At 54.7% G+C, this 12,617-nt stretch carries 12 protein-coding genes; 1 reads left to right on the forward strand and 11 read right to left on the reverse strand.

Translation table 11 applies throughout. The annotated features are described in order from the left end of the window. The 10 genes from DM826_RS07380 to DM826_RS07420 form a co-directional block, all read right to left on the reverse strand. Entirely contained in the window at nt 1-1,818 is a 1,818-nt protein-coding gene (locus DM826_RS07380; RefSeq protein ID WP_120102762.1) for a hypothetical protein, read from the reverse strand. 2 nt (nt 1,819-1,820) lie between these two features. Further along, nucleotides 1,821-3,578 (reverse strand): hypothetical protein, encoded by a 1,758-nt coding sequence (locus tag DM826_RS07385; protein ID WP_120102763.1) that lies wholly within the window; start codon nt 3,576-3,578, stop codon nt 1,821-1,823. Nucleotides 3,579-3,631: 53 nt separating this feature from the next. Continuing rightward, nucleotides 3,632-4,411, reverse strand: coding sequence for a hypothetical protein (locus DM826_RS12850; RefSeq protein WP_133304659.1), 780 nt, complete (start codon nt 4,409-4,411; stop codon nt 3,632-3,634). Between the two features lie 124 nt (nt 4,412-4,535). Continuing rightward, nucleotides 4,536-5,063: a hypothetical protein gene (locus DM826_RS07395; RefSeq protein WP_120102765.1), complete on the reverse strand. Its 528-nt coding sequence runs from the start codon at nt 5,061-5,063 to the stop codon at nt 4,536-4,538. A gap of 82 nt (nt 5,064-5,145) precedes the next feature. Further along, nucleotides 5,146-5,688: a metal-dependent hydrolase gene (locus DM826_RS07400; RefSeq protein ID WP_120102766.1), complete on the reverse strand. Its 543-nt coding sequence runs from the start codon at nt 5,686-5,688 to the stop codon at nt 5,146-5,148. Next, nucleotides 5,688-7,328 carry a hypothetical protein gene (locus tag DM826_RS07405; protein ID WP_120102767.1) on the reverse strand — a complete coding sequence of 547 codons (1,641 nt, stop codon included), beginning with the start codon at nt 7,326-7,328 and terminating at the stop codon, nt 5,688-5,690. The genes DM826_RS07400 and DM826_RS07405 overlap by 1 nt, the downstream gene beginning before the upstream one ends. Before the next feature lie 118 nt (nt 7,329-7,446). Continuing rightward, entirely contained in the window at nt 7,447-10,215 is a 2,769-nt protein-coding gene (locus DM826_RS07410) for a VirB4 family type IV secretion system protein (protein ID WP_120102768.1), read from the reverse strand. 1 nt (nt 10,216) lies between these two features. After that, nucleotides 10,217-11,347, reverse strand: coding sequence for a hypothetical protein (locus DM826_RS07415; protein ID WP_120102769.1), 1,131 nt, complete (start codon nt 11,345-11,347; stop codon nt 10,217-10,219). Nucleotides 11,348-11,349: 2 nt separating this feature from the next. Continuing rightward, nucleotides 11,350-11,520: a hypothetical protein gene (locus DM826_RS13030; RefSeq protein ID WP_165853271.1), complete on the reverse strand. Its 171-nt coding sequence runs from the start codon at nt 11,518-11,520 to the stop codon at nt 11,350-11,352. A 7-nt stretch (nt 11,521-11,527) separates the two neighbouring features. Beyond that, a complete protein-coding gene (locus DM826_RS07420; protein WP_120102770.1) occupies nt 11,528-11,950 on the reverse strand; it encodes a hypothetical protein in 423 nt (140 codons plus the stop codon). Between the two features lie 105 nt (nt 11,951-12,055). Between DM826_RS07420 and DM826_RS13035 the strand changes: the two genes are divergently transcribed. Next, the gene (locus tag DM826_RS13035) at nt 12,056-12,217 is read left to right on the forward strand and encodes a hypothetical protein (protein WP_165853272.1); all 162 of its coding nucleotides are present in this window, start codon (nt 12,056-12,058) and stop codon (nt 12,215-12,217) included. On the opposite strand, the gene DM826_RS07425 is transcribed toward DM826_RS13035, so the two are convergent. After that, the gene (locus tag DM826_RS07425) at nt 12,218-12,565 is read right to left on the reverse strand and encodes a winged helix-turn-helix transcriptional regulator (protein WP_120102771.1); all 348 of its coding nucleotides are present in this window, start codon (nt 12,563-12,565) and stop codon (nt 12,218-12,220) included. Nucleotides 12,566-12,617 lie beyond the last annotated feature (52 nt).

Here is a 12,617-nt window from a genome sequence, read left to right on the forward strand (position 1 = left end):
TCAGACGTACTCGAAAGCACCAGTATTCGTTCGCCGCTCGTTGGTCGGAGTGTACTGTTTGTTGTACTGATCAACAACAGCGTACTCTGCCGGCTGACCTCTCGCGGTGTCTGCTTCGGTGACAGTAGGCAGGTGTCCACGGGCAGCCATTCGGAGATATTCTTCGTCGGGATGTCCCTCACCGTCCCACTCCTCATGTGCTTGCGTGGCGATCTCGGCAGCTCGTGTCTTGTCGACAAGTGGAGTTTCAGTCCACGTTCCCTCACCGACAGCACCCTCGACGAACGCTTCGGAGTTGTGGATGAGACCCTGTGTTGAGGACTGCGTCGATGGGGGTTCTGAACCGTCAATCGGTGGATCAGTCTCCTGTGACGCAGCTGCTGCGGGCTCTGCAGGCGTGAAGGTCTGTTCGGGGGCATCCGCCGAACTAGTCGTCGGTTCGGCCTCTGCACCCATCCCATCGCCGGAAATGAGCGAGTCAGTCGGGGCGTTCTCTTCAGCCCCCTCTTCGGTTACATCGTCGTCGTAACTGTCGATAAACGACGGCTGTTCCGGTTGTGACTCGGATTCTGCTTGCTTTTGATCACGAGTACCCTGGTGGAGGGTGTCAGCCGTTTCTGACTGCAGATCGGCGTGTGACTGTGATGTGTCCCGTTGCGGGTTGGTGTCTGGTTGATACTCTGCGACTTGGGAGCTGATCTGCCCACCTGACTGGGTCTTCTTGAACGGCATCTCGGGGAGGCTCGTACTCTTATCAGGGATGTGAGCCACGCCGGCGAGCTCGTCGGTCGTCAAGATCATATCATCAACTGAATCATCGTAGTAGCGTTCAACCATCTCGCGGTAGATCCGTGGGAGGCGATCAGGGGAGACTGGATGATGATGGAAGCCCTGCTCGACGGGTGTGTTGTAGTATTTGGAGAAGATGTCGCCGATCCCGTAGGCTCGTTCCATCGCTTCTAATGGATCATGAGAGGCGGTCAGAATCCGGATGTTGGCGTGGAATGCCTGCTCGCCACGTTGGTTCTGAACGATCTTCGCGGCCTGTTTGTCCTTCTCTTGTGGCTCTCGAACCTCTAACTCACCATCGGCAAAGTAGTGCCACCAGGACGACGGGCTCGTTAGTGACTCAACATCGCCCTGCATGATCTCCTCGCTCACCTCGGCAATTGAGCGACCATCTGGCCCGTTTTGATACCACTGTCCGCTAGCTGGTTTGAAGACGACCTGGAGAACAGTGAGTGAATCTTTGATCGTCAGCATTTCCCGTAACACATCGCCGTAGGGGTCGCCATGCGGGAAGCCCTCCGAGGTGCTGTAATGTCTGATCGGATGGAACGTGTGTTTCTTCAACCGCAGGTTCGCCGCTGAGACATGATGGCCTTTCTCGATCGGCGGGAGCGCGTGACCTTCTTCGATAGCCTCAACCCCCGTATTAGGGTAGCTGGCTTCGACCTTCCGCTGGAATCGTTCTTGGGCCCGCGGATTGGCAGCATACAGCCTGAAGTTGAATCCGGCTTCACTGCTCGTTCGCGGGTCATACCACACCTCGAAGGAATGGGCCGACGAGACGTTGCTGTTGTTACGGATACGAACACCATGCAGCGATTGCAGCAGGTTCGCTGCCGCCTCGATTCCAGGGTTGTCCTCGTATGGCTGAATCTCAAGTAAAGCACCATCAAGCGATCGAACTGGAATCTCAACCCGTGTATCGTGTTGGACAGTCTCGTATTCGGGTCGGTCATCGTCAGTGAATGCGTTACTGAGTGAGCGTTCCAGCGATCCGATCAGGTCTTCGGCTGTGAGGTCTCCAAACATACTCAGTCACTCCCGAAGCTGCCGACTTCTCGACCCGTGCTGTTGCGGTCATAGGTGGTGTCACGACTGATCTGATCCGTGCTCGAATAGTCCTCGATGAACATTCCAGCGCTAGCGTCGCTTTCTCCTGGTGCTGGTTCATCAACACCTCCGCCACCGTCTAGATCACTCCATAGGCCACCATCGCCTGATTCATCTTCCCAGAGAGACCCGGTCGCCCCACTAGCCATTTCCCCGAGTTCAGTTTCAGCCGGCGGGAGCGCGGGGAGGTCAGCCTCAGCAAGCTCACCAGACGCGTTTGACCACTGTGTCGCACTATCGTGACCCCACTTCTCGGTGAACTCCTGACTCCGGCGAGCCATGTTATCCCGAGCTCGCTGCATTCGCTTGCTCATCCCTTTGACGGGTGACTTCGCTGCGCCGGCTGCCTTCTTTCCAAGCTGTTTGCCACGCCGCTTCGCGCCTTGTTTCGCATCGCTCGCAATCCCCTTCGCCGTGCTCCCGTCCTTCGTATAGTTCTTGTAGGCGGTTCCGGCTGCAGTTTCGGTGGCAGATCCGCTGGCACTGACGGTCTTTGCGGCCGCACCATGCAACTTCGCTCCGGCTTTTCGACCGCCAACGCCCACCTTCGCAGCCCGTTCTCGCCGTCGACGAGACTTACTCGCTTTCGGGTGTGCGAACGTGTTACTGTGGGTCGATTCTTGAAGCGATTCACCAGAACCAGAGTCAGCATCGCCTGCGTCGGAAGACCCACCCCCGAATTCGCCTAATCCGCTTTGAGCAGCTGTGGATGATCCACCTCCACCGCCTGCGGCCGACGTCGTTGCTCCACCAGGTGTCGAACCTGTAGCCGCACCAGCAGCCGCATATCGGGCTCCACGAGCTGCTGTCGACAATGACGATCCAAGGTTCATCGATAGCATTGATTTCGGCAGATACGCCGCGATGGCCAACACGATCAATCCGATAATCATATCGAAGATCTCCCCCGCCCCGGGAACGCCACTAAATGCCACGGTAGAGACATCGATCACCGCAAACATCGAGAGCAGAAACGCTACAGGAATCGGTATCAACGTTATGGGGACGAATTTCTTGATCAGACTCTCAGCCCAATTACTGAACGGGCCAACGGGAATACACCAAATCGCTATGAGTAGCGGCATTCCAGCCATGTAGAGATGGATCGAAATCCAACGGATCAGATAGATAGCAAGTACAGCAGCGATCGGCAGGATTCCCACGACATACAGAACTAAGACTACGACTACGCCGCCAGCAATATCCCCAGGATCGTTGATGAGCAGATTGTCAGTCGCGGATTGTTGCATCCCAATCTGCATGAGTAAATCAGTGAATGCCTGGACGAACTGCAAATACCAGCCCGCAATGTACCACCACATCAGGATCGCTGGAATCGCAAACATTAGCCGTCGAATTGCTGTTACCCGCTCTTTCTTCGCCGACCAGATCCCAGTGAACAAGAACACCGCCAGACCAAGCATCACTAACAGCGTCGAGATCGGGAGAATAGCATCGTGGTAGATATTATACAAGCTGTAGAATGAGCTGTCCGTTGGGGGAGCTCCAAAGATACCACCGCTAGCGGGCGAAGGGTACGGAGTGCCCGTCATAATCCCAACTGCCCAGTTGATGATAGGGCCAAGAACCGTATCTAAAGCAGATACGACAGTTTCCAAGAAACCGTCAAATGCCCCTGTCAGGGCTTTGTATAATCCCCCTTCGCCACCTTCAGTCATAGAGATGGCTTCCTAAACAGTATTTAAAATGATTTTGTGGATTGTGTACCACTTCACAGTTTAGTTATATTTTGAACAGCTGCCTCAGAACAGACATCACCACTTGGGGTGGGATCAACTTCGCCGCCCATCGTCAGGGTTACCTCAAAAGTAACTGGGTTACGGTTCTCGAACTCAATAGCACCAGTAAGTTGGTAGTCAGAACCATCACAACTGCCTTCTGGTGGGCGAAGTAGGGTTCCCGAGCTCCCCGTTATAGACACAACATTGTTGTCTCGATACGGATCAATCTCAGCAAGGCCAAGAGCTTCACCAGCTCGGTCATCCTCTTCACCAACAACGTAACCATCAGTAAGGTATGCAGCGGTTGGGGTAAGAGGGATAGATCCGGTTGGCTCAACTTCGATAATTAGCTGTTCATTGAAGTTACCAACGCTACCCCCAGTGATATCGATTCCAGTCTCAGGTGTCCACTCTATCTGATCTACAACACTGTCCCCGCTGTAGGCAACGATTGTGTACGTATCATCACGAACTGAGCGGCCCTGTCCGTGAATGAACAGCTCAGCTTGGGTCTGTGCAGGATCGACAGTAGCGTCAGCGACAACATCACCGTCCGGAGATTGTAGCGTGAGTTCATCGATACCATGCTCATCAACGAGATCGACAGCAAGATTGAGTTGATCAGGGATTTGCTCATCCTCAACGACTTCAGTACCAGTGATAACGTTGCTTCCCTGCGATCCGCCACCCCCGGTGGAACAGCCGGCAAGGGCGACAGTTCCAGCAGCAACGACAGTAGTGAGCACGCTTCGACGTGTTGTGTCACTCATGCGTCATTCAAATAATATATTATACAAAAACCCACTGGAGAGATAGTGTGCTATTTCACACATTCTCTTAGCTACAAGCTAACCAACAAAATAGAACGGTCACTGCCGAATGTTGGTTAGTATTTCACTGGTAGATTAGAGATACGACGAGCGAAAGAATCGAGATCACGACAGCACACAATGATACTGTAATAACCAACCTGGTATTTGCCGTATTCCGTTTCGCGTCGATTCGTTGTCCGATACGCGCGGAAACTTCCTCTAACCGCTGGTGAATCTTCATGAAATCGTCTTGGTGCCGATAGAGGTGTTGTTGAGATCGGTGGTGCCAATCCTCTCCTGGATTTCGGTCGAGGCGGTTTGCCTTGCCTTTGACGATCGCTGAATGCGTTTCTCGAATCTCCTCGGCAAGAGAAAGTTGGCGGGTTTCCAAGGCAGACAGCGTTTTACTTGCACGCCATCCAGTGGCATCGAGCTCGTGTTTTGATACATCGGCTTCCAGCTCCACCAAATCATCTTCAAGATCACATAGACAAAGCATGAACTCACGAACACCTTTGTCAATCTCATTGTAGTCGCCAGAATAGGTCAGATACTCACTGGCTCTGGGATGGTACTTGTCGAGGGTAGATTCAGGGGGATTGTCAGTCATGAATATAGCTGGGAGTTTTGTTGGAAAATAACTACTGCAGTGACATAAATCAACAACGATACGGCTGATATATTTACCCAACCTAGAGCAATCGAAGAGCTGCAACACTCACTGTCGTTATTACACCTAACGCTAATAGCAGCAAATTCGCCACATAGCTGTCGGCCCGACACAGTTGAATCGGCACTTCATAGTTCGGCCAGACAGGCCAGAGTGGTTGAACACCATATTCCCCTTCGCCAACAGTGAGAAAATCAGCCACCAAGTGACTCACTATCCCGAGCACCGTCCCACCGGCGACGATACCGAACAGATACCATGGTTCAGGGTACACCGCTCGAAGGTCTGTGACGAACTCGGCCCGCTGGAAGCCGGCAAGATAGATGTCACCAACAGCGGCGACAACTGCAGCCATGGCACCGAAGATCACAGCCACCAGTAGTGCGAACCACACGGTGTGGCTGAACCCCCGATGGCTCAACAGATCCGTTCGGAGGTCGTAGTCGGGGATTCGCTCCGTCGCGACGATCAACAGAGCGATCACAAAACCGGTTGGCGTCGGGGCGATCCCCACGGTCACCGCCGCGAAAACAAGCGCAACGCCGAGATGGCCACTTCGGTACATCACCAGATCCCCCGCCACGGCGGCCAATAGTCACCAGCAAACGCTCGATCGAGGAGCCAAAACGGCGTCCAAAAGAAGACCAGTAGCCCGATAATCCGGATGATAGGGCTCACAAAAAACGACAGCGACAGCGTACTCCCGACCCGTGTCGATGCTGCAGTGTAGGCTGTCTCGCCACGATCCCAGAAGTACGTCGGTTGGTAGTAGACCTGGGTCGGGAGCTGACCCTGCGGGAGCGTGATCGACGCCTCACCATTGGCGTCAGTCTCAACGGCCTCGCCGGCGACCGTGAGAGAGTCATCAGTAAGATCTGTTTGGATCGGCGTGCCATCCGGCTCTCTCAGGCTAATATCGAGGCGGACGTTCGGGGACTCCTCAAGTGCTGTTGTCTCAACGTCGATCGTCGGTTCTTTCGTCGGTATCTCCCGGTAGAACGTATCGCCAGGCGAGAGATCGGCGTCTGTCCCTCTCACAATACCCTCGATCTCGACGGCGTCGGGGTCGTTGACAGGGTGTGAGACAGCGATCTCACTGGACGTGTTGTAGGTTCCATTTGGAACGTCGACAGAGACGGTATCTGGAAGCGTCGGTGCGATATAGCTGCCGCCAGACCGATAGTAGATAGTCGCCTCACCGGGATCGATCGTCGTGTTCGTGTGATGGGCACCGATTGTGCCAATCCCACTGCGAGACGGGTAGGCGTGGACTTGGACTGGCAGGATTGTCGTCCCGAACTGAGACGTATCGCCACGATCTGAGACAGTCAATGCGTCCCACGTCGTATCCCGAGCTGTGTAGTAATTCCATACTCCGAGTGCGCGATCACCTTCAGGGAGCCGGATGCTGTTGAAGGGTGTCCCGGTTCCGGTAACAACTTTGAACTCCTGGTCGATTGGGTTGTAGGTGTAGTAGTTGTTCGACTGCACTGTGTAGTAGGTCGCATCAACGTAGTCGTCGACGACGACACTCTCGGACGGATACGAATAGGAGCTTGACCAGTCCGAACACGTGGTATCTCCGTCGTCGTCAGTACTGCAGCTCCGGGTTTCGACATGTTTCTCCAGTGTGACAGTAATCTCGGCTTCGACACCGAGTTCAGTCATTCCTCGCTCAGCTCCGGTGAAATTGCCGTGGATCGTATGCCCAGGAGTGGCGTCGTCGAGGCGTTGGCGGCCGAACGAATTGTCGACGTTCCCACCGATCATGATACGAGCCGTCTCGACCTCGTGGCTATCAATCGACCAACTCACACGCCGCTCTTGTGAGGAGCTACCGTCAGGAACCTCAATGCGGTAGTCGGAAGTAGCGAGCAATTCTCCCTCAGCACCGACGTAATGTGTCGTCTGGTCTGTCGCACGATGTAACACCGTCGAGGGTTGTACCGCGAACACGGAGACGTAGCCGTCTTTGATCCACTGTCCATCGGTGAGCGTTGCATCAGGTGGGTAGATCGACGTATCAGTATCATCGCCGCCTTTGAACCGCTCAATCTCGTTTCGATTCCAGATTGCAGGCGTTTCTGGCGGGGAGACGAACGTGCTATCAGTCTGATTGCGACGTTCTTCAGCGACAGTCTCGGGCGACTCAACGCTTCCCTCGGCCTCTAGCGACCAAAGTGCATGAAACGCCGACTCATTCAAGCCATTTCGTGGCTCAGACGGTGGGACATACGCTGAATTAGCGGCTCCAACAGCCCCGACAGTGACCGTAAGAAGAAGCGCGATCCCAACCAGTGTGACGAGAAGTCGCCGCTGCTGATTACCCAGCACGGCTGTACTCCCGTAGGTTGCTCACAATTGCCGGGCCAACACCGTCGACAGCTTCGAGCTCTGCGTCAGTCGCTTCCCGGATCGATTCAAGCGTCGTATAGCCGGCTGTTGAAAGGTTGGCTGCCGTGACATCGTCGACGTACGGTACAGCCGTCCAATCAACTGCAGATCGATCAGAATCAGCATCGTGTGTATCCTGGCCGCCATCTGGGACTGGTACCTCATTCTCGACCGCCTCGATCTCCACATCGAGTTCGTCAGCGATCTCGGCGAACGTCCCATCCGCATTGAAGATCCGCTCGCGGTCGACGACAGCCACTTCGTCACCGTCTGCATCGGTAAAGACCACCTCAGGGATGCCCTCAGTCTTGTGAACACGGGTTTGAATTGTCTCGCTGTATTGCTCGCTGATCTGTCTGGTGAGTTCCTCGACCTGCGGCGGGATCTCGTCAACATCGTTCATCCCCGGTAGCTCACTCGCCGGTTGACCAGGCTCCCAGTCGACGACTGCCGCTTCGGTATCGCTCGCTGAGATGTGAATCGGCGTCCAGCCATGCCCTGAAATACCGAGGACGCCTTCACTGTACCCACGTTCCTCGTCGCCCTCCTTTGCTGTCCGCGCAAAGTTGGCCTGAGCAGGGTTCATCCCAATCAAATCAGCGTACTCGTTGGTGAGCCCTTCCGTCCTGAAGATCAGCTTGTGGGCACAGTTATCGGCGATATATTTCGCCTCCTCGTGCTGGAAGAACTCATCGACAGTCTGTGTGATCAGTTGGATCGAGAGGTTGTGATGCCGGGAGTGACGCGTCCGCTGTTCGATAAACGAGAGCGCGGATTTGTCTTTCATGATGTAGCGGGCCTCGTCGATTGCGAAGATCACCTTCTTGTCGGTGGTTTTCGCCCGCTCATAGACCGACGAGAACAGCAGTTTCATCATCAGTCCAAGGGTGTCTCGACCCTCCTGGAGCTGGAGATCGAGCCAGACGATGTCCTCCTCGCCAATATTGAACTCGGACTCCCCGCCGAGATGATCCATCGCCCCACCCTCGGCGAAGGGTTGCATCCCAAGCAAGAGCTGGACGGCTCGGCGACGTTCCTCGTCCAAGGCAGCCTCCACACCCTCGGTATCCATGATTGCCTCGACGTCGTAGCCCTCACGACCAGCAATGAGATCTCGCACAGCACTGTTGTCTTTGACGTCGACAATCCGATCTAGCAACACCGGGATCAGGTGCTCTCTGATCGTGGGGTTGGGATTGTCGAAGGTCGTCGGATCATCGAGGTTGATCCCTTGGAGGGCGTACGCATCACGAATCGCAGACTCCAGCGTGTTCCAGAGCTCGCCAAGCCCGCTGTCCCGGCCACGCATCTCCCAGTGAGAGGTGAAAAACGATTTGAGGTCTTTCAGCTTGGCCCCACCAGGATCGAGCTGTGGGTTCGCCTCAAGTTTCTCCTCGGAGACGGGTTCAACTTCAAGCGGATTGAGGCCGAGATTCCCGCCGACAAGGATATGCTGGCCGTCTAAGGCTTCACACGGCCCAGCAAACCCTTCCAGTGGATCGAGCCAAATGAGAATCGTATCGTCATCGCGAGCGCGTCGACGAACGTGGTGGGTCTTCGTCGAGAATGATTTCCCGGCACCGATGTTCCCGATGGTCAACCAGTTGTACCCATTGCCGTGGGTGAATCGGTCGTAGAGAATCGGCGTCCGGTTCTGTGCGTTTTCACCGAGTGGAATCCCGCCCTCTTGCAGGATCGTCGACCCAACGAAGGGGAACAACGCCCCAACGTGTTCGTCCATCATCGACCGCTTCATGTCGATCTCATCGACTGGAACGGGCGATGCAGACCGGTGGGTTGCCTCCTGATCCTTCTTTTTCAGAACCGGTTTGAAGCCTTTATCGCGGAGCTTCTGTTCGACCTCGTCACTGACCCGATCAAGTTCGTCCAGTGACGACGCCTCAACGGTGATGTAGAACCCGACATCAACCATCCGCTTGCCGTAATCTCGCACCGAATCGCGGAGGGTTTCGTATTCCTGGAGCTTCCGATTGATGTCCTTCGCTGCCGTTCTGTTCCCGTCGTCGTCAAGTCGATCACGTTCAGCTCGTAGATCGCCGATCGTCGATTTGAGATCGGAAAGAGCCTGCTCCTTATCGACAGGATCGACTTGGATGGCCGTATCAACGTCCAAGCCACTCTGTGTGAAGTAATCCTCCATGATGCCGGCGCGGAGACGTTCGGGCCACTCGGCGATGAAATACTCACGGGTGAACGACCGGTCAAGTTGGAGGTGTTCGTGATTGTCCGGATCTTCCTCGACGTAACTTGGGGCGAGTGCGGATTTATGCCGTTCAGCTGGCTCGTCAAGCACGCGCCCGGATTCAGAAGACGTTGGGGTCGCGACGACTTCTGGTGATGTTGCCTCACCCGTAGGTGTGGTCTCCGCCGGCGTCTCGGAAGATTCAGTGTCCAATTCAGATTGCTGCTCGGAGGGCGGCGTACTATCAGGATCACTAGCGGGGCTGTCACCCCACAACGGTTGGTCATCGGCTTCGGTATGCTGAAATTGGGGTGTGTCCGTCGACGGTGGAGTGGGCGACGGCGTGTCAGTTGATTCCGTATCGGACTGACGCATGATCGCAATCCCGATCCCAGCGATGAGACTGACGACACCTAACCCGATAATCAACAACGTCGATGGCGATACTGGGAGTGCCTCGATACTACCCGGAAGGATCGTTGCTAGAAGGTGCATATTAGTCAGGCGAAAGTTTCGTTCCCGTCGGTGTTGGTTCGAGTTCCCCACCCGGTTCGTAGTCGGTTCGCTGCCATGATTCAGCGATCAATGCGGCGTGATCTTCGGCCGGCAGGATCGTTCCTTCAACGCCCTCGATCTTTCGTACCTGCTGTTCGACAGCCTCTAACCGGCGATACAGTTGCTCGCGTTGTCGTCCGCGGATCACCGACTCGTGGAGCTCCTCATCATCGGATGAGAAAATGAACGAGAAGCCCGGCATGTCGGCGAGTTGGTCAATGACGCCCTCAGATCGAGCAGTCGATTTGACCTCAGCCTCGGAGACCCCAACAACGACGTAGAACTCTGACTGCTTGGTGCCCTGCATCTCAAGCTCTCGAGGATACCACTCAAGGAAATCACGCAGGACAGCATCAAGGACTGGTGAGGAGCGGACATCGTCATCATTGAGGCGATTGACGAACGGGTCGAGATACTCCTCGACATCGAAATCCCGCGTTGTGTGGTAGATTTTGATAGAGTGATCAACAGTGTTGACGATTCCAGTGAGCTCGCCGACGACACTGCCCCATTGTTGCCCGGTTGCCAATGAGAGATTCGTCGGCTCGACTTTGACTGCACCAGCGACATCGCCATTAGTGAGACGAACGACGCCGGATGATTCACTAACGGAAGCGGGGAGGATCTCCTCTACATGGGTGACATCCTGTGTCCGTTGGGTACTCCCGACCGCACTTGCGATGAAGCCCATCTCCTGGTCTTCAGTCGTCTCCCGGTTCTTTTGATCATAGTTGGCCTCCTGGTGGATCACCTCACTCGGCCGTACCCGATGTCGGAGGTGCAGCGAAGCCCACTCACGCGGGGAATAGTGCGATGGCGTTGTTAGGAGCGTTACCACGCCGATGAGCGCACACAGAACCGAAACGCCGATTCCTGGCCCGAGCAGGATGTACTGGTTGACACTGATCGGAAGCCGAGCGATGATCTCGGGGATGAACACAGCTGACGCGATAAACACCAGTCCAGCGGGGGCGAACAACAGTGCGTCTTTGACCGTGTATCCCCTGAAGATCGTGAATGAATCTTCTTCCTCTTGGGGGATCGGCTGTGTCTGATTCCGTTGGGCACTCATGCTCAGTGGGTAGTCGACTCTGTCTGTGCAGTATCGGTCGCAAGCGATTCGACACCGGCCTCCAGCACCTCTTTCCAGCCAGCATCGAGCTCCTCGTAGCGATCATACACCGTTTGGTACCGCTCAGTATCGTAGAACTCAGCCAGTACCCGGTGCGGTGGGCTTTCATCCATCTGTCTATCAGACGCAGGCGACGCCGCCAGGGATCAGCCCACTGCCAAGGGCTAGGAGTCCGAACACGAGCGTCGCACCCGCGCCGTAGACGATTGCTTGAGTGATGTTCTCCCGGTGCTGTTTCGTCTTATCACTCTTGCTGGTCGTTCCAGCCCGGAACATATGCCACGAGACAAACGCCCCAGTTCCAAGCGGAGCCAACCCGCTCATGAGCAACATGAAGTTGTTGAACAGGGCCGCCACGTCGGTATCACAGACATCGACACTACCTTCGCCAGCAGTTGTTGCCATCGCAGGATCGATGGCGAATACCGCAACCACGGCGAGGGTAAGCAGCCCTGTCCCGAACCGTACCTGAGTAATTGACTGTCGCGTCCACAGCCACGACCGAATTGTGGCAGCGAACAAACTGATTTGGGATTGGATCATACCTCTGGGAGCAGCGATCCATGATACAATATAAGAACTTTTGCCGACTCTGTGGGGCTAAATGTAATAGACAGAAATATTATAATTCAGAGAGCGCGAGAGCCGATGGAGGCTCTTCCCGAAGATAGTGAACCAGCTGTATCTGTTCCAAATTTGGGTAATCAAGCTGTGCAAGATGAAGAGTATCAATACAGTAATCCAATTTTGGTTATTCTGACTGAGTGTGGTAAATCAGCAGGTTACTACAACTGCCTATTTGCCATTTAGCTATGATCTGGTTGTGGCCCACTCTAAGAGTGATTCAAGTCGCTCTTGCACTTCATTTCCTTCCTTCGTAAGGGCGTATTCAACCCGAGGCGGAATTTCGTCGTACTGGGTTCTTGTCACAAGGTCTGCTTCTTCGAACTCATCCAACCGCTTCGATATCGTTGATGTACTCGCATCTGAGAGATGGGCTTCGATCTCAGCAAACCGCATAGTTTGATGTGCGCCAATAATGCTGATCAGTTGCATTGCGTACTTCCTACTTAATGTGTTGATAATCCCCGTTAGTGGACAATAACACATTCCATCAACATCACATGTTGGCGACTGCTGTGGGGTTGAATCTGCCATTTCTTTGAGGCCTCGAACCTACTCTATAGCTTTGGACTTCACAGTATAAACA

It is taken from the genome of Halonotius aquaticus, assembly GCF_003605575.1.
Classification (GTDB): domain Archaea; phylum Halobacteriota; class Halobacteria; order Halobacteriales; family Haloferacaceae; genus Halonotius; species Halonotius aquaticus.